Annotated in this window: 19 protein-coding genes; 5 read left to right on the top strand and 14 right to left on the bottom strand. The window is 74.0% G+C overall.

What is annotated here, in order from left to right; genetic code table 11:
- From resB to J1M39_RS05090, 4 genes are all read right to left on the bottom strand, one after another.
- On the bottom strand, window positions 1–1,659 hold a 1,659-nt coding region (gene resB, locus J1M39_RS05105; RefSeq protein WP_206496530.1), incomplete at its 3' end, for a cytochrome c biogenesis protein ResB.
- A complete protein-coding gene (locus tag J1M39_RS05100) occupies window positions 1,656–2,411 on the bottom strand; it encodes a cytochrome c biogenesis CcdA family protein (protein ID WP_036336893.1) in 756 nt (251 codons plus the stop codon). The genes J1M39_RS05100 and resB, both read right to left, overlap by 4 nt.
- 16 nt (window positions 2,412–2,427) lie before the next feature.
- On the bottom strand, window positions 2,428–3,045 hold the full coding sequence (locus J1M39_RS05095; RefSeq protein ID WP_036317264.1) for a TlpA family protein disulfide reductase: 618 nt from the start codon (window positions 3,043–3,045) through the stop codon (window positions 2,428–2,430).
- Between the two features lie 154 nt (window positions 3,046–3,199).
- Window positions 3,200–3,874, bottom strand: a complete 675-nt coding sequence (locus J1M39_RS05090) for a histidine phosphatase family protein (protein ID WP_206496529.1) — start codon at window positions 3,872–3,874, stop codon at window positions 3,200–3,202.
- A gap of 125 nt (window positions 3,875–3,999) precedes the next feature.
- Between J1M39_RS05090 and J1M39_RS05085 the strand changes: the two genes are divergently transcribed.
- The gene (locus J1M39_RS05085) at window positions 4,000–4,740 is read left to right on the top strand and encodes a hypothetical protein (RefSeq protein ID WP_206496528.1); all 741 of its coding nucleotides are present in this window, start codon (window positions 4,000–4,002) and stop codon (window positions 4,738–4,740) included.
- 6 nt (window positions 4,741–4,746) lie between these two features.
- Here J1M39_RS05085 and J1M39_RS05080 read toward each other — a convergent pair whose 3' ends face one another.
- The 3 genes from J1M39_RS05080 to J1M39_RS05070 form a co-directional block, all read right to left on the bottom strand.
- Window positions 4,747–5,016 (bottom strand): glutaredoxin family protein, encoded by a 270-nt coding sequence (locus J1M39_RS05080; protein WP_036317272.1) that lies wholly within the window; start codon window positions 5,014–5,016, stop codon window positions 4,747–4,749.
- A gap of 95 nt (window positions 5,017–5,111) precedes the next feature.
- Entirely contained in the window at window positions 5,112–5,210 is a 99-nt protein-coding gene (locus J1M39_RS05075; RefSeq protein WP_005504750.1) for a 30S ribosomal protein bS22, read from the bottom strand.
- Window positions 5,211–5,373: 163 nt separating this feature from the next.
- Entirely contained in the window at window positions 5,374–6,627 is a 1,254-nt protein-coding gene (locus tag J1M39_RS05070; RefSeq protein WP_206496527.1) for an acetoin utilization protein AcuC, read from the bottom strand.
- 136 nt (window positions 6,628–6,763) lie between these two features.
- On the opposite strand from J1M39_RS05070, the gene J1M39_RS05065 reads away from it, so the two are divergent.
- Window positions 6,764–8,239, top strand: coding sequence for a TrkH family potassium uptake protein (locus J1M39_RS05065; RefSeq protein WP_098470739.1), 1,476 nt, complete (start codon window positions 6,764–6,766; stop codon window positions 8,237–8,239).
- On the top strand, window positions 8,232–8,909 hold the full coding sequence (locus J1M39_RS05060; protein WP_065572451.1) for a potassium channel family protein: 678 nt from the start codon (window positions 8,232–8,234) through the stop codon (window positions 8,907–8,909). Before J1M39_RS05065 ends, J1M39_RS05060 begins: the two co-directional genes overlap by 8 nt.
- 15 nt (window positions 8,910–8,924) lie before the next feature.
- Here J1M39_RS05060 and proC read toward each other — a convergent pair whose 3' ends face one another.
- The 6 genes from proC to J1M39_RS05030 form a co-directional block, all read right to left on the bottom strand.
- Window positions 8,925–9,755 (bottom strand): pyrroline-5-carboxylate reductase, encoded by an 831-nt coding sequence (gene proC / locus J1M39_RS05055; protein WP_206496526.1) that lies wholly within the window; start codon window positions 9,753–9,755, stop codon window positions 8,925–8,927.
- Window positions 9,752–10,639: a sugar phosphate isomerase/epimerase family protein gene (locus J1M39_RS05050; RefSeq protein ID WP_206496525.1), complete on the bottom strand. Its 888-nt coding sequence runs from the start codon at window positions 10,637–10,639 to the stop codon at window positions 9,752–9,754. The genes proC and J1M39_RS05050 overlap by 4 nt, the downstream gene beginning before the upstream one ends.
- Window positions 10,640–10,641: 2 nt before the next feature.
- The gene (locus J1M39_RS05045; RefSeq protein WP_206496524.1) at window positions 10,642–11,664 is read right to left on the bottom strand and encodes a Ppx/GppA phosphatase family protein; all 1,023 of its coding nucleotides are present in this window, start codon (window positions 11,662–11,664) and stop codon (window positions 10,642–10,644) included.
- Window positions 11,665–11,669: 5 nt separating this feature from the next.
- The gene (gene topA, locus J1M39_RS05040; RefSeq protein ID WP_206496523.1) at window positions 11,670–14,504 is read right to left on the bottom strand and encodes a type I DNA topoisomerase; all 2,835 of its coding nucleotides are present in this window, start codon (window positions 14,502–14,504) and stop codon (window positions 11,670–11,672) included.
- Window positions 14,505–14,646: 142 nt separating this feature from the next.
- On the bottom strand, window positions 14,647–16,359 hold the full coding sequence (locus J1M39_RS05035; RefSeq protein WP_342356366.1) for a DUF7059 domain-containing protein: 1,713 nt from the start codon (window positions 16,357–16,359) through the stop codon (window positions 14,647–14,649).
- A gap of 49 nt (window positions 16,360–16,408) precedes the next feature.
- Entirely contained in the window at window positions 16,409–17,218 is an 810-nt protein-coding gene (locus J1M39_RS05030) for an NUDIX hydrolase (protein ID WP_206496522.1), read from the bottom strand.
- Between the two features lie 36 nt (window positions 17,219–17,254).
- On the opposite strand from J1M39_RS05030, the gene J1M39_RS05025 reads away from it, so the two are divergent.
- Window positions 17,255–18,460, top strand: coding sequence for an NAD(P)-binding domain-containing protein (locus J1M39_RS05025; protein ID WP_136939929.1), 1,206 nt, complete (start codon window positions 17,255–17,257; stop codon window positions 18,458–18,460).
- 17 nt (window positions 18,461–18,477) lie between these two features.
- Here J1M39_RS05025 and nth read toward each other — a convergent pair whose 3' ends face one another.
- Window positions 18,478–19,284 carry an endonuclease III gene (nth, locus tag J1M39_RS05020; RefSeq protein ID WP_061867655.1) on the bottom strand — a complete coding sequence of 269 codons (807 nt, stop codon included), beginning with the start codon at window positions 19,282–19,284 and terminating at the stop codon, window positions 18,478–18,480.
- A 232-nt stretch (window positions 19,285–19,516) separates the two neighbouring features.
- Between nth and acs the strand changes: the two genes are divergently transcribed.
- Complete coding sequence (gene acs, locus J1M39_RS05015; protein ID WP_206496521.1) at window positions 19,517–21,457, top strand: acetate--CoA ligase; 1,941 nt, start codon at window positions 19,517–19,519, stop codon at window positions 21,455–21,457.
- The last annotated feature ends 60 nt before the right edge of the window (window positions 21,458–21,517 follow it).

Raw genomic sequence — 21,517 nt, 5'->3', positions numbered from 1 at the left:
CTCGGGGGTGGTGGAGGTGGACTGGGGGGCGGCACCGGCCGCGGCGTCGTCGGCCGTCTCGGTGGCGGCGACGATGGGCCACCACTTCTCCATGGCGGCGCGCAGGGCCACGTGCTCCTCGTGGAGGCCGAACTCCTCGCCGCGGGCGAGCAGCGCGTACTCCACGCGGGTGCGGCCGTCGTCGTCGGTGCGGGCGCGCACCCACACGCGGCGGCGGCGGACGAACAGACTGATCGCCAGGCCGAGCAGGGCGGTGCCGGCGAACACGCCGACGCCCCACTTGCCCGGGTCGTAGTGGATGTCCAGGCCGACGTAGCGGCGGACGCCGTCGAAGCTGATGGAGCCCTTGCCCTCGGGCAGCTCGTACGTCTGGCCCGGGCTGAGCACGATGCCGCCGTTCTCGTTGGTGCGGCTGTTGAGCTCGGTGAGGGATGCGGTGTCCAGCACGTACACGTTCTGCGGGCGGCCGGTGTCCAGGCCGAGGTCCCCGTAGTACGAGTTCAGCTGCAGCTCCGGGTTGAGCAGCTCGGGGTCCGCGGAGAACGCGGCGCCTTCCTCGTCCTCCACCGCCGAGGGCAGGAAGAAGCCGACGAAGCCCAGCTGGTCCGGCCGCGCGTCGGGGACCTTGATGGTGGCCTGCGAGCCGTAGTTCTGGTCGAACACGCGGGTGACCACGGGGCCCTGGAAGGCCACGTCCCCGGCGCCGTCGCGGATGGTCACCACGGGCGCGTAGCCGTTGCCCACGAGGTAGACGCGCACGCCGTCGATGTCCAGCGGCTGGTTGACCTTGAGGATCTGGCGCTGGAGCTCGCCGCCGGAGCCCTCGCGGACGTCCATGACGGCGGTGTAGTCCAGCGGCTGGCCGTAGTGGGTCTCGGACTCGCGGTCGAACACGGCGTCGAAGGAGTCGAGGGTGAGGGAGAACGGCTGGAGGTCGTCCGCGCTGAAGTAGGTGCCGGGGGTGAAGGAGTCGTAGGCCACGAGGTTGTTGGCGAAGCCCTCGCCCTCCACGATGATCTTCTGCCCGCCGTACTTGGTCATGCCGCCGTAGGCCATGAACACGAGCACGCCGATCAGCGAGACGTGGAACAGGATGTTGCCGATCTCGCGCAGGTATCCGCGCTCGGCGCCCACGGACGCGCCGCCGGCCTCGGGGCGGTGCTCCACGCGGTAGCGGCGCTTGCGCAGCCACGCCTGGGCTCTGGCCACGGCCTCCTCGGGGCTCGGGCCGCCCTCCTCGAGGACGACGACGCCGGAGGCCGGCAGGCGCGTCAGGTTGCGGGGGGTGCGGGCCGGGGGCTGGCGCAGGGCCTTGGCGTGCTGGATGGCGCGCGGCCACACGCAGCCCACGAGGGAGACGAACAGCAGCAGGTAGATGGCCGAGAACCAGACGGAGTTGTAGACGTCGAAGAACTGCAGGGCGTCCAGGACGGGGCCCCACACGGGGTTGTCCTCGATCCACTGGTCCACGATCTCGGGGCCGGCACGGCGCTGGGGCACGAGGGAGCCGGGCACGGCGGCGACGGCGAGCAGGAGCAGCAGCATGAGCGCGGTGCTCATGCTGGTCAGCTGGGTCCAGATCCAGCGCAGGGTGCCCGCCAGGCCGAGGCGCGGCAGGGTGACGGGCTCGGAGCGCGTCCGGGCGGCCTTGGAGCTCACAGGGGCATCTCCCATTCGTTGGCGAACCACAGCTGCAGCTGCGTGGTCCAGGCGGTCCAGACGCCGGTGACCATGAGCAGGCCCAGCGCGATCAGCAGGGCGCCGCCGAGGCGCATGATCAGCACGCGGTGCCGGCGGAAGAACCCGAGGGCCCGCATGCCGCGCTCCATGCCGAGGGCCATGAGCACGAACGGCAGGCCCAGGCCGAGGCAGTAGAGGAAGGCGAGCAGGGCGCCGCGGCCCACGGAGCCGGAGCTGGCCGTGGACATGGCCAGGACGGCGGCCATGGTGGGGCCGATGCACGGCGCCCAGCCCAGGCCGAAGGTCATGCCCAGCAGGGGCGCGCCGACCAGGCCGGCGGCGGGCTTGAAGTGGACGCGGCGCTCCTGCTGAAGCCGGCCGCCGCCGCCGAGGAACACGAGGCCCATGAGCATCACGAGCACGCCGAGCACGGGGGTGACCCAGGCGCCGTCGCGCCGCAGCCAGACCATGGCCTGGGTGAACACCACGGTGATGCCCACGAACACCACGGCGAACCCGAGCACGAACAGCACGGAGCCGAGCACGAGGCGCCCGCGGCGGCGGCTGGTGAGCACGTCCCCGCCGAGGCCGGTGACGTACCCGAGGTAGCCGGGCACGAGCGGCAGCACGCACGGGGAGAGGAAGGAGATCAGGCCGGCCAGCACGGCGATCGGCGCGGCCAGCAGCAGGGAGCCGTCGAGGGCGATCTCGGCGAAGGGGTTGCTCTGCATGGACACGGCGGCCGGGTCAGGCCGCGGCCTCGTCCACCACGGTGGTGAGCAGGGCGCGCAGGGTGGACTCCTCCACGGCGCCGAGCACGCGGGCGGCCACGCGGCCCTCGACGTCCAGGACGAGGGTGGAGGGCACGGCCTGCGGGGGCACGTAGTCGGTCATGTTCAGGAGCACGTCCCCGCGGGCGTCCTCGATGGACGGGTAGGGGATCTCGAAGGTGCGCTCGAAGGCCTGCGCGGTGGTGACGGTGTCCCGGACGTTCACGCCGAGGAACCGCACCCCCTGCGGGGCGAACTGCTCGTGCAGGGAGACGAGGTGGGGGGCCTCGACGCGGCACGGCGCGCAGGCGGCGTACCAGAAGTTCAGCAGGGCGGGGGTGCCGCGCAGGCTCGCGCCGGTCACGGGGGTGCCGTCGAAGAGCTCGGCGGCAAACTCCACGGGGGCGCCGCGCTCGGCGGGGGCGATCTCCAGGACGGAGCCGTCGCCGGCGATGTAGTTCTTGCCGTCCGCGTTGCCCGCCTGCCGCGCGAGCGAGTCGTCACCGCCCGAGCAGGCCGCGAGCGCCGGCGCCAGGCTGGCGAGGGCGAGGCCGGTCAGCAGGGTGCGGCGGGACGGACGGGGCGGGGTGTGCATGGCGTGACTGCCCTCCAGGGGATGCGCGGCGCTGGATTCCGGGGACCTGGGAAGTCTACTGTCCGCCCCGCATTCTGACTGAACCCTGGACGTCACACCCCCACCCCGTGGGAGGCCGCGGCCGGCGTCGTCGACGCCGGCCGCCGTCGGGGCCTCAGGCGCCCGGCAGGGAGGAGGCGTCCTTGAGCAGGGCCTGGTTCGGTTCGTGGTACTCGACGCGCGGCACCCTGCGCCCTTCCTCGTACACGAGCGAGGTCACGGAGGTCAGCGAGCACTCACGCCAGCGCGGGTCGTGCCACAGCGGACGGCCCTCGACGGCCAGGCGCGTCACCCAGATCGGCAGCTGGTGCGAGACGAGCACGGACTCGGCGCCGGGCCCCTCGGCGGCCACGGCCTCGCCGCGGAGCCGGTCGACGACGGCCAGCATCCGGGCGGCCTGCGCGCGGTACGGCTCGCCCCAGGACGGGCGCAGGGGATTGCGCAGCCGGGGCCACAGCCGCGGGTTCCGCTTCAGCGACGCCGCCACCTGGGACATGCCCTCGAAGGCGTTCTCCGCCTCGATCAGGTCCGGCTCGGTGACCAGCGGCAGGTCGAACGCGGCCGCGATGGGCGCGGCGGTCTGCTGCGCGCGGGTCAGCGGGGAGGCGGCGACGACGGCGGGCGCCCGGCCGGTCTGCGCGGCACGCTCCTCGAACCACGCGGCCACGCCCCGGGCCATCTCGTGGCCGAGCTCCGAGAGCCCGAACTCCGGCAGGCGGCCGTAGAGGACACGATCGGGGTTGTGGACTTCTCCGTGGCGGACCAGGTGGACGGTGGCGAGCGTCTGCATGGGGCCAGTCTGGCAGAGGCGGACCGGTGGCCCCGGCGGTAGCGTGGAGCACAGCTCGGCGCGACCGCGCCGCCACCCCCGTCCGCACCGAGACGCCGCGAGCGTCGGCGTCGCTAGGAGGCCCCATGTCCGGCACCTCGCCCACCGATCCCCACGGCAGCCAGAACCCGTACGGCGCCGACCCGTACGGCGCCGTCCCGCAGGGGTCGACCCCGGGCTCCCCCGACCCGGCGGGTGCGAGCCCGTACGGCCAGAACCCCTACGGCGCACCGCCGGCGACTCCGTACGGCGCCCCGGGCCAGGCGGGGATGCCCCAGGCCCCCTCCCCCCACGGCCCGGCCGGCTGGCAGTCTCCCGGCCCGGTCGAGCTGCCCCCGCGGCCGCGCTCCCTGACGGCCGCGTTCTGGCTGATCGTCTCGGGCGGCCTCCTGCTGCTGGCGACGACCCTGCTGGCGGCCTTCGCCCTCACCCAGCCGGAAGGCCAGGCCGCGATCCAGCAGGAGCTGGACCGGTCCGTCGAGCAGATGGATCTGCCCGCCGACCAGGCGGAGCAGATGCGCGCCATGATGGACGGGATGCTCCCGGCCCTCGCCACGACGGCGGCCGTGTTCGGCGTGCTCGCGTTCCTCGTCTACCTGTGGGTGGCGTTCGCGATCCGCGGCGGCTCGCGCGCCGCGCGCATCGTCGGAACGGTGCTGGCGGCCCTGTCCGTGCTGGTGCTGGTCTCCAACGCCGTGATGGGGGCGTTCAGCCCGCTGGACCTGGTGTGGGTGGGCCTCGGCGTCGCCGGCATCGTGTTCGCCTACCGCCCGGACGCCACGGAGTACATGCGGCTGAAGGCCTGGCAGCGCTTCGCGCGCCGCTGAGCCCGCTCAGACCCGCGGGGCGTCCAGGAGCCGGCCCAGGCGGGCCGGGTCCACGCGCCAGAAGTCGCGCTGGACGCCGTCGACGAACAGCACGGGCACCTCGTCCGCGAACCGCTCGAGCAGGGCCGGGTGCGCGGCGCCGTCGACGGCCTCCCAGGCCTCGCCCCGCGCATCGCACACCTGCGCCACCGCGGCCTCGGCCTCGGCGCACAGGTGACAGCCGGGCTTCACGAGCAGCTGGACGCGGGCGGTGGCGGCGGGCAGGTCGGCGGTCATGGCCCCACTCTACGGATCGCCGTCCACGACGAAGCCGCCGTCCCCCCGGAAGGGGACGGCGGCTTCGTCTCGTCAGCGCCCGGAGGGCGCGGGCGTCACTTCTTGTTGCGACGCTGGTGACGGGTCTTGCGAAGCAGCTTGCGGTGCTTCTTCTTCGACATGCGCTTGCGGCGCTTCTTGATCACAGATCCCATGGGGACTCCTTGAATCGGGGCGAGGGTCGGCGGTCGTGGGACCGCAGGCATCCGGGGCGCCGGACACGCCGACCCGCATTCCACCGGATGTGGAACGCCTGGAAACGTTCTCGGCCACAATACCGGCCGCACGGGCCGCGGTCGAACCGGGACGCGGGCCGGCTCAGTCGAACCAGGGGTCCAGCCCGTGCAGCGGGAACACCTCGCGGCGCGTGGCCATGATCGACTGGTCCACCGGGTCGGCCGGGTCGTAGCCCACCTCCCACGAGCGCCACCACACGTCCGCGTCCTCGCCCATCACGGTGGGGATCCGCTCGGCGTCGTCCCCCACGTGCACGGACATGTCCCCGGTCAGCTCGTCCGCGGTGAGGGCCCGGACGTGCTCGATCCAGGCGGCGGGGATCTCGCTCTTCACCGGGATCGGGGTCTGCAGGACGGCGGCGGTCAGGTGGGCCCACGCGCGCGGCACCACCCGCAGCGGGTTGTAGCCGCCACCCCCGGTGGCCAGCCACCGGCCGTGCGCGAACCGGTCGGCCCAGTCGCCGACGTCGAACGCGAGCTGGCGCTGGCCGTCCACGGTCAGCCGCAGGTCGGCGAGCGGGTCCGTGCGGTGGCCGTCGCAGCCGTGCTGGCTGACCAGCACGTCCGGGGCGAACGCCTCCAGCAGCGGCGGGACCACGGCGTGGGCGGCGCGCAGGAAGCCGGCGTCGCCGGTGCGCGGGGGCAGCGCGACGTTCACCGCCGTGCCCTGGGCGGCCGCGCCGCCGATCTCATTGGCGAAGCCCGTGCCCGGGAACAGGCTGATGCCCGTCTCGTGCAGGGAGATGGTGAGCACGCGGGGGTCGTCGTAGAAGACCGACTGCGTGCCGTCGCCGTGGTGCGCGTCCACGTCGACGTAGGCCACGCGCTCCGCGCCGAGGTCCAGCAGGCGCTGGATGGCCACGGCGCAGTCGTTGTAGATGCAGAACCCGGACGCCGAGGACCGGGCGGCGTGGTGCATGCCGCCGGCGAAGTTCACGGCGCGGTCCACCTCGCCGGACCAGATGGCCTCGGCCGCCGCGAGGGAGCCGCCCGCGATCCGGGCGGCGGACTCGTGCAGGTCCGGGAACACGGGACAGTCCTCGGTGCCCAGGCCGAAGCGGCCGTCCTCGGCCGACGACGTCGCCGCGGCCCGGCGGACGGCGGCGACGTACTCGGGGTCGTGGACGAGGGCGAGCTGCTCGTCCGTGGCCACGGGCGGCTCCACGATCCGCACGTGGGGCGCGTCCAGCAGGCCGAACGCCTCCACGAGCCGGTGCGTGAGGTCCAGCCGCAGGGGCGCCATCGGGTGCTCCGCGCTGAACCGGTAGCGGAGCAGGCTGGAGTCCCACACCACAGCGGCGGGGGTGGGAGCGGGAGGGGTGGACGTGGTGCTCATCACGGTCCAGCCTAGGGCTCCGGGCGGCACGGTGGCGACGAGCGCCTCGGATGTCTCACCCGCGTGACGCGCGGGCCTCAGGGGCGCGCGATACTGGGAGCCGGTCCGTTCCCCGTCCCCGTGCAGGAGGTGCCCCGTGGCAGGTCCCCGTCCGACCCCGCACGCCCGCCGCCACGGCGGGGTGCGCCGGCCCGGCGGACTCCCCCGGCCCGGCCAGGCCTCCACGCTGGAGTCCTCGACCGACCTGCGCACGGCGCTGCGGCGCTCGGGCCGTGCCGTCAGCTCGGTGGTGGGCGGCTCCCCGGCCCGCGCCGCCCTCTCCGCCTTCGCCCTCATGGCCCTGGTGTTCACCGGGCTCCTCGCCCTGCCGTGGGCCGCGGCGGACGGCCACGCCACCCCCCTGCACGACGCCATGTTCACCGCGGTCTCCGCCTTCTCCGTGACCGGTCTGACCACCGTCAACACGGCCGAGCACTGGTCCCCCGCGGGCCAGGTGGTCATCCTCGTGGCCATCCAGATCGGCGGCCTGGGCATCCTCTCGATGGCCTCGCTGCTCACGTTGGCCGTCTCCCGGCATCTGGGCCTGAGGTCGAAGCTGGCGACGCAGCAGGCGGGCATGACCTCCGGCAGTCTCGGCGAGGTCGGCCAGCTGCTGCGCGTCGTCGTCGTGACGGTGCTGACCGCCGAGGCCGCGCTGGCGCTCGTCCTCGTGCCGCGGTTCGCGGCCATCTCCGGCTCGTGGCTCACCGGCCTGTGGCACGGTGTCTTCTACTCGGTCAGCGCCTTCAACAACGCGGGGTTCACCCTGCACGTGGACGGCCTGCCGGAGATCATGCACGACCCGGTGGTCATCACGGTGCTCGGCGTCGGCGTGTTCCTCGGCGCGCTCGGCTTCCCCGTGGTCATGGTGCTGCTGGAGAAGGGGTGGCGGTTCCGGGAGTGGAACCTGCACACCAAGCTCACGGTCGAGGTGACGCTGGCCCTGCTGGTGCTCGGCGCCGTCGCCCTCTTCTTCTTCGAGGCGGGCAACCCGGCGACCCAGGCCGGCATGGGCTTCTGGCAGCGGGTCGGGCACTCCCTGTTCGGCTCCGTGATGACCCGCTCCGGAGGCTTCGCGATCGACGACACGAACGCGCACCAGCCCGAGTCCCTGCTGCTCATGGACGCGCTGATGTTCGTGGGCGGTGGGTCCGCCTCCACCGCGGGCGGCATCAAGGTGACCACGCTGGCGATCATGTTCCTCGCGATCGTGGCGGAGGCGCGCGGCGACCGCGAGGTGACGGCGCACGGCCGCACGATCGCCCCCGAGTCCCTGCGCGTGGCCATCGCGGTGCTCGCACTCGGGGCCACCCTCGTGCTCGTGGCCACTCTGGCGCTGGTGCACATCACCGACGAGTCCCTCCAGCGACCCCTGTTCGAGGTGATCTCCGCGTTCGGCACGTGCGGGCTCTCCGTGGGCGTCTCCGCGGAGAGCCCACCGGCCGGCAAGTACGTCCTGACGGCCATGATGTTCGCGGGCCGCGTTGGTACGATCACGTTCGCCGCCGCCCTGGCCCTGCGCCAGCGGCGCGTGCTCTACCGCTACCCCGTCGAGAGGCCGGTCATTGGCTGACACCCCGCAGCGCACCGATCCCAACGCCCCCGTGCTCGTCGTGGGGCTGGGCCGCTTCGGCGCCGCCACGGCCGAGGAGCTCGTCGCACAGGGGCGCGAGGTGCTCGCCGTCGAGCGGGACCCCGTCCTCGTGCAGCGCTACGCCCCCTCGCTGACCCACGTGGTGGAGGCGGACGCCACCGACCCCGAGGCCCTGCGCCAGCTCGGCGCGCAGGACTTCTCGACGGCGGTGGTCGGCGTGGGCACCTCCATCGAGGCATCGGTGCTGATCACCGTGAACCTCGTGGACCTGGAGATCCCGCACATCTGGGTGAAGGCGATCAGCGAGGCGCACGGCACGATCCTCAAGCGGATCGGGGCGAACCATGTGATCTTCCCGGAGCACGACGCCGGCGTGCGCGCCGCCCACCTCGTGAACGGGCGCATGCTCGACTTCATCGAGTTCGACGACGACTTCGCGATCGTGAAGATGTACCCGCCGGCCGAGTGCGTGGGCTTCACGCTCGCCGAGTCCCACGTGCGCTCCAAGTACGGCGTGACCGTGGTGGGCGTGAAGACCCCGGGCGAGGACTTCACCTACGCCCAGCCGGACACCCGGGTGGGCCCGCGCGACACCCTCATCGTCTCGGGCCACACCGACCTCATCGACCGGTTCGCCGCCCGGCCCTGAGGCACGCCGGAGCCGTCAGGCCCCGAACTCCTCGGCCATCTCCTTGTCGCGCTGCGCGGCCGCGTCCATGGCACGGTTCACGAGGTCGCCCATGCCGCCGTCCAGGAACGCCTCCACGGCCTTCTCGGTGGTGCCGTTCGGGCTCATCACGGCCTTGCGCAGAGCCTCGGCCCTGGCCCCCTCCTGCTGGAGCATGATGCCGGCGCCCTTGACGGTGGCCGCGGCCATGGCCTCGGCGGAGGCGGCGTCCAGTCCCATCTCCGCACCGTGGGCGGCGATCAGCTCGGCCAGCAGGAACACGTAGGCCGGGGCGGAGCCGGCGGTGGCCACCACGGCGGAGAGCTGCTCCTCGGCCACCGGCACCACCAGGCCGGAGCCCTCGAAGAGAGCGCGCACGGCGGTGGCCTGCTCCTCGGTGACGCCCGGCCCGGGAGCCACGCCCACGACGCCGGAGCCCACCGTCAGGGGCGTGTTCGGCATGGTCCGCACGATCGGCTGCCCCGCCGGCAGCACGGCGGCCATGGTCGCGGCGGTGACGCCGGCTGCCACGGACACCACCACGGTCTCGGGGCGCAGCGACGGCGCCAGGTCCGTGAGGGTGGCGACCATGTCCTTCGGCTTCACGCCCACCAGGACGATGTCCGCCTCGGCGACCGCGGCATGGTTGGCGCGTTCGTCCCGCTCCTGGGAGGTCACGGTGACGCCGTGCTGCGCGGCGGCCTTCTCGGCGGAGGCGGCGGAGCGGGTGGTGGCGGTGACGTCCTCGGCGCGCACGGCGCCGGCGTCGAGGGCTCCGGCGAGGATCGCGCCGGTCATGGTGCCCAGGCCCAGGATGGTCAGCTTCATGGTCGGTCCGTCTCCTTCGTGGTCGGGCGCGGAACGCCGTCGTCGTCGTGGTGGTCGGTCCCGCCGGCGGCCAGGTGCTCGCGCGCGAAGGCGAGCGAGGCGGCCAGCTTCTCCTCGCGCTGGCCCGCGTACTCCACGCCGCGGGTGCCCACCTCCACGCACACCGCACCGGCCAGGCCCTCGGCCGCCAGGTGGCGCAGGGTCTCGGCCACGCGCTGCGTGCCCTCGCCGGGGACCAGGTGGTCGTCCTTGCCGGAGTCGTTGCCGTCGGTGAGGTGGACGTGCCGCAGCCGCGGGCCGAGCTCGCGGACGGCCGCCAGGGAGTCCGCCCGCGCGATGGCCGCGTGGGAGAAGTCCCAGCAGATGTGCTCGTACGGCTCGGGCAGCGGGTTCCAGTGCGGCAGGTACATCTTGGCCTCGCGGCCGTAGGCCCGCCACGGGTACATGTTCTCCACGGCGATCACGACGCCGGTCTCCGCCATGAGCTCGTGGATGCCCTCGGCGAAGCGCACCGCGTACGTGCCCTGCCAGCGGAACGGCGGATGGGCCACCACGGTGGCCGCGCCCACGGCCTGCGCCAGCTCCACGGAGCGGCGGATCTTGGACCACGCGGAGCCCCAGACCTGCTGCGTGAACAGCAGGGTGGGCGCGTGGATGGAGTCGATGGGCATCCCGTGCCGCTCGGACAGCCGCGTCAGCCGCCGCGCGTCCTGGCTCCACGCGTTGTGCGTGACCATGACCTCCACGCCGTCGTAGCCGAGGTCCTCGGCGGTGGCGAACACGTCCTGGGTGCCCAGGGGGAACACGGACGAGGAGGACAGGGTCACGGGGATGTCCGCTCCGAAGCGCGCCGCGGGGGCCAGGTGCGCGGTGGAGTCCGGCATGGTCAGCGCACCCCCAGGCTCAGTCCCGGCAGGAGGGTGTCCGGGTTGAGGTTCACGTGGCCGACGCCGGGCCGGCCGTCCCGGGTGAGGTGGCCCTCGAGCATGAGCGCGTCGAGGCGGTTGAGGATCAGGCCCTCGCGCAGCGCCCACGGGCAGATCTCGAGCTGGGCGATGCCGAACGTGCGCATGGCCGTCAGCGCGACGATCGCCCCCGCGAACACCTGGTGCGCGCGCACGTCCGAGACGCCGGGCAGCTCCGCCCGCTCCGCGACGGTCATCGCCGCGAGGCGGTTCACCCACAGGTGCAGGTCGTCCGCGCGCAGGTGCCGCTTCACGAAGGGGCCCGCCGCCGACGGCGCCGCCCCGGTGATCCGGGCGAGGGAGCGGAACGTCTTCGAGGTGGCGGTGACCACCACGGGCGACTCGATGCGCGGGAAGGCCGTATACGCCTCCTCGAGTCGCTTCTCCACGTGCTTGCGGAGCTTATTCACCGCCTTGGGGCTGGGCGGGTCCTCGAGCACCCAGTCGCGGGTGAGGCGGCCGGCGCCCAGCGGCAGGGACAGGGCGTGCGAAGGCAGCTCGTCCTGGCCGTAGGCGATCTCGAAGGAGCCGCCACCGATGTCGAAGTTCAGGATGGAGCCGGCGCCCCAGCCCTGCCAGCGGCGCACGGCGAAGTACGTCATGGCCGACTCCTGGTCCCCCGTGAGCTCGGAGAGGTGCACACCGGTCTCGGCCTGCACGCGGGCCAGCACGGCGGCACCGTTCGCGGACTCGCGGATCGCCGAGGTGCAGAACGAGATCATGTCCTCCGCCCGATGCTCCTCCGCGAACGCGGCGGCCTCCCGGACGAAATCCACGAGCTCCCGCTGTCCCTCCTCCGTGATCGCCCCGTCGGCGTCCTGGTAGCGGATCAACGGAAGGGAGCGCTTGTGCTCCGCGTAGGCGACGGGGCGGGCCCCCGGGTGGGCGTCCACGAGCAGCAGGTGGACGGTGTTGGATCCGATGTCCAGGACGCCGAGGCGCATGGCGCTCAGGCCTTCTTCCGCGCGGTGGTCTTCTTGGCCGGGGCTTTGCGGGTCGCCGGCTTCTTGGCACCGCCGCGGGTGGCCGGGCCCTTGGCACGCTTGTCCGCGAGCAGCTGGTAGGCCTCCTCCGCCGTGAGCTCCTCGGGCTGGCGGTCGCGCGGGACGGTGATGTTGGTGACCCCGTCCGTGACGTACGGGCCGAAGCGGCCCTCCTTCACGGTGACCTTCTTGCCGGAGACCGGGTCCTCGCCGAACTCGGCCAGCGGCGGCTTGGCGGCCCCGCGGCCACGCTGCTTCGGCTGGGCGTAGATCTCGAGGGCCTGCTCCTGCGTGATGCTGAAGATCTGGTCCTCGGACTCGAGCGAGCGCGAGTCCGAGCCCTTCTTCAGGTAGGGCCCGAAGCGGCCGTTCTGGGCGGTGATGACCTCGCCCTCGGCGTCCGCGCCCACGACGCGCGGCAGGGACATCAGCTGCAGCGCCTGCTCGAGGGTCACGGTGTCCACGGACATGCTCGTGAAGAGGGAGCCGGTGCGGGGCTTCTCCTTGGCCGGCTTCTTCTTCGGCTTGGGCTTGCCGTTCTTGTAGTACTCGGTGGGCTGGGCGTCGAGCCAGGCCTGCAGCTCCTCCTCGGTCATCTCCGGGATGACCTCGGTGACGTAGGGCCCGTAGCGCCCGTCCCTGGCGACGACGGTCCGGCCCGTCTCCGGGTCCGTGCCGAGCTCGCGCTCGGAGGGCTGGGCGGTGGCGAACAGCTCCTCGGCCTTGGCCGGGGTGAGCTCGTCCGGGGCCAGGTCCTCGGGGACGTTGGCGCGCGGCGGGGTGGCGCCCGCCTCCGCGTCGGCCGGCAGCGACCGCTCCAGGTACGGGCCGTACTGGCCCACCCGCAGGGTGATGTCCTCGGTGATCGGCAGCGAGTTCACGGCCCGCGCGTCGATCTCGCCGAGGTTGTCCACCACGTGCTTGAGGCCCTCGACGCCCTTCTCCGTCTCCGCGGCGGGGGCCCCGAAGTAGAAGGTCTGCAGCCAGGCCTCGCGGCCGAGCTCGCCCGCCGCGATCCGGTCGAGGTCGTCCTCCATGCGGGCCGTGAAGTCGTAGTCCACGTACTTCGCGAAGTAGTCCTCGAGCAGTCCGATCACCGCGAACGCGGTCCACGACGGGACGAGCGCGGTGCCGCGCTTGGACACGTAACCGCGGTCCATGATCGTGGAGATCGTCGGGGCGTACGTGGAGGGCCGCCCGATCTCGCGGCGCTCCAGCTCGGCGACGATCGACGCCTCGGTGTAGCGGGCCGGCGGGGAGGTCTCGTGCCCGGTGGCCTCGATCGGGTCACCGGTGAGGCGCTCGCCCTGGGCCACCTGCGGCAGGCGGCGGTCCTTGGCCTCCGCGTTCTCGCCGTCGACCTCGGCGTCCCGACCCTCCTCGTACGCGTCGAGGAAGCCCTTGAACGTGATGACGGTGCCCGAGGCGCTGAACTGCGCGAGGCGGCCGTCCTGCGCGGTGGCCGAGAGCCGCAGCGTGGCGGTGTAGCCCTTGGCATCGGCCATCTGCGAGGCCACGGTGCGCTTCCAGATCAGCTCGTACAGGCGGAACTCGTCCGGGCGCAGCTCGGCCTTGACCTGGGCCGGGGTCCGGAAGGAGTCCCCCGCGGGCCGGATGGCCTCGTGGGCCTCCTGCGCGGTCTCGTTGCGCTTGGCGTAGACGCGCGGCTGGGCCGGCACGGCGTCCGCCCCGTAGAGCTCGGTGGCCTGGCGCCGGGCGGCCTGCACGGCTTCCTGCGAGAGGTTCACCGAGTCCGTGCGCATGTACGTGATGTAGCCGTTCTCGTACAGGCGCTGGGCCACCTGCATGGAGACGCGGGAGCTCATGCGGAGCTTGCGGGCGGCCTCCTGTTGCAGCGTGGAGGTGGTGAAGGGGGCGGCCGGGCGGCGGGTGTACGGCTTGTCCTCCACCGAGTCGACCGTGAAGTCCGCCCCGCGCAGACCCTCGGCCAGCGAGCGGGCGCCGGCCTCGTCCAGGTGGGTCACCTTCTTGCCGGCGGAGGCCTTGAGCCGCCCGGCGTCGTCGAAGTCGCGGCCCGTGGCCACGCGCTCGCCGTCCACCGTGCTGAGGCGGGCCGTGAACGAGCTGCCCACGGCGTCCGCGGCCTGCGCGCCCTCGGCCACCGTGAAGGTGCCCTCCACGCCCCAGTAGTGGGCGGAGACGAAGGCCATGCGCTCCCGCTCGCGCTCGACGACGAGGCGGGTGGCCACCGACTGCACGCGGCCCGCCGAGAGCCCGCGGGAGACCTTGCGCCACAGCACCGGCGAGAGCTCGTAGCCGAACAGGCGGTCGAGGATGCGGCGCGTCTCCTGGGCGTCCACGAGGGCCGTGTCCAGCTCGCGGATGTTCTCCAGGCCTCGGCGCACGCCCTCCTGGGTGATCTCCCCGAAGGTCATCCGGTACACCGGCACCGTGGGCTTGAGGGTGTCCAGCAGGTGCCAGGCGATGGCCTCGCCCTCCCGGTCCGCATCCGTGGCGAGGTAGAGGGCCTCGGCGTCCTTGAGCTCGCGCTTGAGCTCCGCGACCTTCTTCTTCTTGTCCGGGTGCACCACGTAGTACGGGGTGAAGCCGTGCTCCGTGTCCACGGCGAACTTCCCGAACGGGCCCTTCTTCATGTCCGCCGGCAGGTCCGAGGGCTTGGGCAGGTCGCGGATGTGCCCCACGGAGGAGTCCACCACCCAGCCGGAGCCCACCGCGTTGAGGTACTTCGCGATGGACTTGCTCTTGGCCGGGGACTCCACGATGACCAGCTTCTTGCCCTCGGGCACGGGAGCGGTCACGGAAGCGGATGACGTGGACAAGGGGGTCCTCCTCGGACGGGGAAGGCGGTGGTTCCGGGCCGGTGCGCGGTGCACGCCGGCGTCGGGCGGACGTCCCCACATCGTAGGGGGCGCGGTGCCCACGATAACGCCCGGCGTCCCCGCGCCCGCCACCGCCCGATCGTCAGCCCTCCACCAGGAACCCGTCCTCGTACAGCTCCCGCAGCGCGGCCAGCAGGCCGGCCCGCCCGACGTCGTCCAGCTCCAGCAGCGCGGCGACCGCGCCCACCAGCTGCCCCACGGACAGCTCACCGTCGGAGGCGGACAGCACGCCCGCCGTCGCGGTGTCCAGGCGCGCCACGCGCCGGAACCCGGAGCCCTGCCGGGCCAGGATCACCTCGGGGTGCTCTGCCCCGAACCGCTGGTGGCGCTCCTCCGTGACGTCCGCGGCCACGCGCAGGTGCAGGCCGCGCAGCGCGGCCAGGGCCGGGTCCCCGACGGCGTCCCCCGCCCCGGCGCCGGCGGCGAGCCGGTCCCGGCGGGCGACGGCGGCGGCCCACGCGGTGCCGAGGGCCTCGTCGACCGGCTGGGTCAGCTCCTCGGCGACCACCCACGCCCGGCCCTGGGAGCCGTCCGCGGCGGGCCGACGCAGCCACACGTGGCCGAAGCCCACGCCCGCGACCCCGCGCGCGGCGAAGTCGTCCAGGTACCCGCGGTAGGCGGCCTCGTAGGCGGGCGGGTCGAGCTCGAGCGAGGAGTCCTGCAGCCACGTCTCCGCGTAGCCCGCGGGGTCCTGCCGGTCGCGCTGGAGCAACCAGGCCTGCATCCCCGGCGCCACCCACGAACGCGGGCGCGCGTCCCACGGTGCGGTGTCGGCGTCGGCGGTGTCACCCGCCGGGATCTCCCAGTTGGCGAGCAGCTGCGCGGTGCCGCCCTCGGCGAGCACGTCCGGCAGGGCCGCGATCAGCTCCGCGACGATCCGGTCGCCCTCGCCGCCGCCGTCGCGGTAGGTCAGCACGGGCGCGTCCGGGTCCGTGCGCGGGGTGATCACGAACGGCGGGTTCGAGACCACGAGGTCGAACCGCTCCCCCGCCACCGGCGCCAGCAGATCGCCGGCCGCCAGCCGGACCCGGTCCTCGAGCCGCTCCCGGTCGAGGCCGAGCACGTCCGCGTTGAGCAGCAGGTTGAACCGGGTGAACGCCAGGGCGCGCTCGGAGAGGTCCGTGGCGGTGACGTGGTCGGCGTGGGCGAGCAGGTGCAGGGTCTGGATCCCGCAGCCCACCCCCACGTCGAGGGCGCGGGCCACGGGACGGCGCTGGGTGGCGCCGGCGAGTGTGAGGGAGGCCCGACCGACGCCGAGCACGTGCTCGGGAGGCAGCGGGCCGCGCCGCTGCAGGGCCGTCAGGTCCGAGGCGATCCACATCCGGCCCGGCTCGTCCGCCTCGTACGGCGAGAGGTCCACCGCGCCGCGCACGCGCCCGTCCGGCCCCTCGACGACGAGCCCGGCGGCCACGGCCCCGGCCAGGCCGAGGCTGGGCAGCGCGGCGTCGAGGTCGGCGGCGGGGACGGGGTCGCCGAGCAGCCAGGCCCCGACGGCGGCGGCGAGGCCCCGCGTGCCGGGCCGGTCGCCGGGGCCGGCTGCGTCGTCGTGCCGGCCGGGGCCCGCCAGGTGACCGGCGACGACGCGGCGGGCGGCCTCGGCGTGCTCGCGGTCCAGGGCGAGCGTGGCCACGGGTCCGAGCAGCCCCTCGACGGCGGCGGTCGTGAACGGCAGGGCCGCCAGGTCCGCGGCGAGGGCCACGGCCGTGGCCGGGGTCAGCCGCGGGGCGGGGGGCGACGGGTCCAGTCCACCGTCCCGCCCGGGTGCCCGCGCCCCCGGTCCCGCCGCTGGGGACACGGGCCCGCCCTCCGGCGCCTGTGCAGGAGCGGACGGCGGAGCGCAGCCGTCAGTCGCGCAGGATCTCGTGGGTCCGCGCGTCGCGCACGCGGGAGTCGTCCCACGGCACGTCCCAGCCCAGCAGCCCCAGCACCCGGTCCAGCAGCGCCGCCGTGAACCCCCACACCAGGCGCTCGCCCACGAGGAAGCCCGGCGTCTCGCCGCGGCGGCCGCCGGGCCGGGCCACGCGGCACCGGTTCGCGGGGTCCACCAGGTCCGCGACCGGCATCCGGAACACGGCCGCGGCCTCGGCCTGGTCGACCACCGCCACGCGGCTGGGGTCCCGCCACCACCCGAGCACCGGGTGCACCACGTGCCCGGAGACCACCACCGGCACCGCCGGCAGCACGCCCAGGACCTCCACGCCGGCCGGGTCCAGGCCGGTCTCCTCCTGCGCCTCGCGCAGGGCCGTGGCCACGACGTCGCCGTCCTCGGGGTCGACGCGACCGCCGGGGAACGCGATCTGCCCGGCGTGCTGGCGCAGGGTGGCGGCGCGCTGGGTCAGCAGCACGTCCACGTGCGGGTGCACGCGCTCGGCGTCGTGACGGGCGGGGACGTCGTCGAGGGCGCCGAACAGGATCAGCACGGCGGAGGGGCGCGGATCGCCGGACCGGGGCCAGTCGAAGCCCCACATCGGCACGGCCTCGGGCGGGACCGTCGTGAGCGACGCCGGGTCGTGGTGACCGGGCGCCTCCGCAGGGGGCGCGCCCCACCGGGCCACGAGGTCCGCCAGCTGCTCACGCGCGCCCGCCAGGGACGCGTCGGACGTCCCGGCGGCGTCGCGGGAGGTCGGGCGGGGGCTCGCGGGGGTCTCAGGCATGGCCCCCACGCTAGTCGCCGGTCGTAGCCTCGGGGCATGACGGCTCCCCTGACCTCGCCCCCGGCGGCCACCGCGTCCCCGGATCCGGTGGACGTCGCGGTGATCGGCGCCGGCCAGGCCGGACTGGCGGCCGGCTACTTCCTGGCGCGGGCCGCGCGGGACGTCGACCGCGGACGCCGGGCGGGCCCGGCGCCGTCGTTCGTCCTGCTCGACGCGTCCGCCCAGCCCGGCGGCGCGTGGCCGCACCACTGGGACTCCCTGCGCCTGTTCTCCCCCGCCGAGCACTCCTCCCTGCCGGGCCGACCCATGCCGCCGTCGCCCGGCCCCGGCACCCCGGACGCCGGGCACGTCGTCGCCTACCTGGCCGACTACGAGGACCGCTACGGGCTGCCGGTGCGCCGGGGCGTGCGTGTCGCGGAGGTGACGCACGACGCCGCCGCGTCCCCTCCGTTCACCCTGCGGCTCGAGGACGGCACGGCCCTGAGCGCCCGCGCGGTGGTCTCCGCCACCGGCTCGTTCACCCGCCCGTTCTTGCCGGCCCTCCCGGGCGTCGACCACTTCGGCGGCACGCAGCGGCATTCCGCCGCGTACCGCTCCCCCGACGCGTTCACCGGGCGGCACGTCCTCGTGGTGGGCGGCGGCAACTCGGGCGCCCAGATCGCGGCGGACCTGCTGCTGGCGGGTGTCGCCACCACGTGGGCCACCCGGCGTCCGCCCCGGTTCATGCCGGACGACGTGGACGGGCGGGTGCTCTTCGATCGGGCCTCGGCGCGCGTGCTGGGCCGCTCCGAGGCGCGCGTGGGCGACCTCGGGGACATCGTCATGGTGCCCTCGGTGATCCGCGCCCGCGACGGGGCCGGGCTCCACGCGGTCCCCGCGCCCACCGCGCTCACGCCGGACGGCGTCCGCTGGGACCACGACGCCGGCGCGAGCCACGGCTGGCCCGCCGCCAACCGCGCCGCGGCCCGGGTGCGCGGCGCCGAGCACCCGGTGGACGACGTCGTCTGGTGCACGAGCTTCCGGGCGGACCTGCGCCATCTGCGGGGCCTCGAGCTGACCCGCCACCCCTCCGGGGCGCCGGCGACGGAGCGTGCACTGCCGACCGCCTCGGTGGACGTGCCGGGGCTGCACCTGCTCGGCTACGACGACTGGTGCGGGGCCGCCTCGGCCACGCTCGCGGGCGTGGGGGCTCACGCGCGCCGGGCGGTCGCCGCGATCCTCGCGGGTCTCACCGAAGGCTGAGCGGGCAGGCCGGGCGCTCAGGCCTCCAGCCCGTGGCCGAGGGCGCGCAGCTCCCGGCGCGTCCGCCCCGCGCGCAGGAGCTCGAGCAGCTCCTCCCGGCCGGGCTTGAGCTCGTAGGCCAGCAGGGCGCGCGCCCGCTCGGGGTCGGTCTCCCCCTCGCCGTAGGACGGGCACCAGCGGGCGATCGGGCACGCCCCGCACGCCGGGCGGCGCGCGTGGCACACGCGGCGGCCGTGGAAGATCAGCCGGTGGGAGAGCATCGTCCAGTCCCGGCGCGGGAACAGGGCGCCCACGGCGTGCTCGACCTTCACCGGGTCGGTCTCGTCCGTGAACCCCAGGCGTCGGGCCAGCCGGCCGACGTGCGTGTCCACCGTGATCCCGGGCTGGCCGAAGGCGTTGCCGAGCACCACGAACGCGGTCTTGCGCCCCACCCCGGGCAGCGCCACGAGGTCCTCGAGACGGGCGGGGACCTCGCCGTCGTGCCGGGCCACGAGCTCCTGGGACAGCCGCAGGATCGCGGAGGCCTTGTTCCGGTAGAACCCCGTGGAGCGCACGAGCTCCTGCAGCTCGGGCTCGGTGGCCGCCGCCATCGCGTGGGCATCCGGGAAGCGGGCGAACAGCGCCGGCGTGGCCGCGTTGACCCGCACGTCGGTGGTCTGGGCGGACAGCACCGTGGCCACGAGCAGCTCGAACGGCGTCTCGAAGTCCAGCTCGGCGACGGCGTACGGGTACGTCTCGGCCAGGATCCGGTCGATCCGCCGCGCCCGGCGCACCAGGGCCAGCCGGGTCTCCCCGGTCGGCGTGCCCGTCGACTCCGTCTCCATCCGCGCGTCCTCCCGCTTCGTGCGATCCGCTCAGGTCCGACCATCCTAGGGAGCGGGGCGCGTGCCGACGTCCGTACCGGGTCCGGCCCCCGCTTCCGGGCACGAGGCGACACACAGGACCCGAGGATTTGTGGCGACGGCGCCGCGCGCGGCATGCTGAGGCGGGAGACTAGTGTGGGACGCGTCACATCCGCGCCGCGCACCGACCGCACCACCCCGAAAGGACCCGTCGATGGACGAGCAGATCCCCACGTTCCCGCCCCCGGCCGAGTTCGCCGCCCAGGCGGTGGCCGGAGCCGACCTCTACGAGGAGGCCGCCGAGGACCGCCTGGCCTACTGGGCCCGCCGCGCCCGCGAGATCCTGCACTGGGAGCAGGACTTCACCGACGTCCTGGACTGGTCCGACGCGCCCTTCGCGAAGTGGTTCGTCGGCGGCACCACCAACGCCGCGTACAACGCCCTGGACCGCCACGTCGAGGCCGGCCACGGCGACCGCGTGGCCATCCACTTCGAGGGCGAGCCCGGTGACACCCGCACCTACACCTACGCCGACCTGGCCGCCGAGGTCCGGCGCGCCGCCAACGCGTTCGAGTCCCTCGGCGTGACCAAGGGAGACCGCGTGGCCGTCTACCTGCCGATGATCCCCGAGGCCGTCATCACGATGCTCGCGTGCGCGCGCATCGGCGCGGTCCACTCCGTGGTCTTCGGCGGCTTCTCCTCCGACGCCCTGCGCTCCCGCGTGGACGACGCCGAGGCCAAGCTCGTCGTCACGGCCGACGGCTCCTTCCGCCGCGGCAAGCCCTCCATGCTCAAGCCCGCCGTGGACCAGGCCCTCTCCGCGCCCGGCCACACGGCCGAGCACGTGCTCGTGGTCCGCCGCAACGAGGCCGAGGTCGAGATGACCGAGGGCCGCGACCTGTGGTGGCACGACGTCGTGGACGCCCAGTCCGACGAGCACGAGCTCGTGTGGCACGACGCCGAGCACCCGCTCTACATCCTGTACACCTCCGGTACCACCGGGAAGCCGAAGGGCATCCTGCACACCACCGGCGGCTACCTCGTGCAGGCCGCGGCCACCCACCACGACACCTTCGACCTGCACCCGGAGTCGGACGTCTTCTGGTGCACCGCCGACGTCGGCTGGGTCACCGGGCACTCCTACGTCGCCTACGCACCGCTGGTCAACGGCGCCACCCAGGTGATCTACGAGGGCACCCCGGACTCCCCGCACCAGGGCCGCTGGTGGGAGATCGTGCAGAAGTACGGCGTGAGCATCCTCTACACGGCGCCGACGGCGATCCGCACGTTCATGAAGTGGGGCCGGCACATCCCGGACGAGTACGACCTCTCCAGCCTGCGCGTGCTCGGCTCCGTGGGCGAGGCCATCAACCCGGAGGCCTGGCGCTGGTACCACGAGGTCATCGGCGCCGGCCGCTGCCCCATCGTGGACACCTGGTGGCAGACCGAGACAGGCGCCCACATGCTCACCCCGCTGCCCGGCGTGACCACCCTCAAGCCCGGTTCCGCCCAGAGGCCGGTGCCCGGCGTCGTGCTGGAGGTCGTGGACGAGCTCGGCGAGCCCATGACGGACACGAGCGCGGGCTTCCTCGTGGTGCGCGAGCCGTGGCCGTCCATGCTGCGCGGCATCTGGGGCGACCGGGAGCGCTTCAAGGAGACCTACTGGTCCCGCTTCCCCGGCATGTACTTCGCCGGCGACGGCGCCCGCTACGACGAGGACGGCGACATCTGGCTGCTGGGCCGCGTGGACGACGTCATGAACGTCTCCGGCCACCGCCTGTCCACCACCGAGATCGAGTCCTCCCTCGTGGCGCACCCGTCCGTGGCCGAGTCCGCGGTGGTCGGCGCGAAGGACGAGACCACGGGCGAGGCGGTCGTCGCGTTCGTCCTGCTCACCGAGGACGCCGCCGCGGCCGATCGCGACGTCGCCGAGGTCGAGGAGGAGCTGCGGCAGCACGTGGGCAAGGACATCGGCCCCATCGCCAAGCCCAAGCGCGTGCTCGTGGTCCCCGAGCTGCCCAAGACGCGCTCCGGCAAGATCATGCGCCGCCTGCTCAAGGACGTGGCCGAGGGCCGCGACCCGGGCGACTCCACCACGCTGGCCGACCCCACGGTCATGCAGCGCATCGTGGAGACGCTCGCCCCGAAGGCCTGAGCCGGCACGACGACGCCGCCCCGGTCCGCACGCTGTGTGCGGTCCGGGGCGGCGTCGTCG

Source organism: Micrococcus sp. KRD077, assembly GCF_017168505.1.
GTDB classification, from domain to species: domain Bacteria; phylum Actinomycetota; class Actinomycetes; order Actinomycetales; family Micrococcaceae; genus Micrococcus; species Micrococcus luteus.
This window is presented reverse-complemented; position numbering and strand designations above follow the sequence as displayed.

Bases quoted from the DNA above. Each gene is read 5' to 3' on its own strand.
- J1M39_RS05100 (WP_036336893.1), bottom strand. From the start codon at position 2,411: ATGCAGAGCAACCCCTTCGCCGAGATCGCCCTCGACGGCTCCCTGCTG.
- J1M39_RS05025 (WP_136939929.1), top strand. From the start codon at position 17,255: ATGACGGCTCCCCTGACCTCGCCCCCGGCGGCCACCGCGTCCCCGGAT.
- J1M39_RS05075 (WP_005504750.1), bottom strand. From the start codon at position 5,210: ATGGGATCTGTGATCAAGAAGCGCCGCAAGCGCATGTCGAAGAAGAAG.
- J1M39_RS05030 (WP_206496522.1), bottom strand. From the start codon at position 17,218: ATGCCTGAGACCCCCGCGAGCCCCCGCCCGACCTCCCGCGACGCCGCC.
- J1M39_RS05080 (WP_036317272.1), bottom strand. From the start codon at position 5,016: ATGACCGCCGACCTGCCCGCCGCCACCGCCCGCGTCCAGCTGCTCGTG.
- J1M39_RS05070 (WP_206496527.1), bottom strand. From the start codon at position 6,627: ATGAGCACCACGTCCACCCCTCCCGCTCCCACCCCCGCCGCTGTGGTG.
- nth (WP_061867655.1), bottom strand. From the start codon at position 19,284: ATGGAGACGGAGTCGACGGGCACGCCGACCGGGGAGACCCGGCTGGCC.
- J1M39_RS05045 (WP_206496524.1), bottom strand. From the start codon at position 11,664: ATGCGCCTCGGCGTCCTGGACATCGGATCCAACACCGTCCACCTGCTG.
- J1M39_RS05050 (WP_206496525.1), bottom strand. From the start codon at position 10,639: ATGCCGGACTCCACCGCGCACCTGGCCCCCGCGGCGCGCTTCGGAGCG.
- acs (WP_206496521.1), top strand. From the start codon at position 19,517: ATGGACGAGCAGATCCCCACGTTCCCGCCCCCGGCCGAGTTCGCCGCC.
- J1M39_RS05095 (WP_036317264.1), bottom strand. From the start codon at position 3,045: ATGCACACCCCGCCCCGTCCGTCCCGCCGCACCCTGCTGACCGGCCTC.
- J1M39_RS05090 (WP_206496529.1), bottom strand. From the start codon at position 3,874: ATGCAGACGCTCGCCACCGTCCACCTGGTCCGCCACGGAGAAGTCCAC.
- J1M39_RS05085 (WP_206496528.1), top strand. From the start codon at position 4,000: ATGTCCGGCACCTCGCCCACCGATCCCCACGGCAGCCAGAACCCGTAC.
- proC (WP_206496526.1), bottom strand. From the start codon at position 9,755: ATGAAGCTGACCATCCTGGGCCTGGGCACCATGACCGGCGCGATCCTC.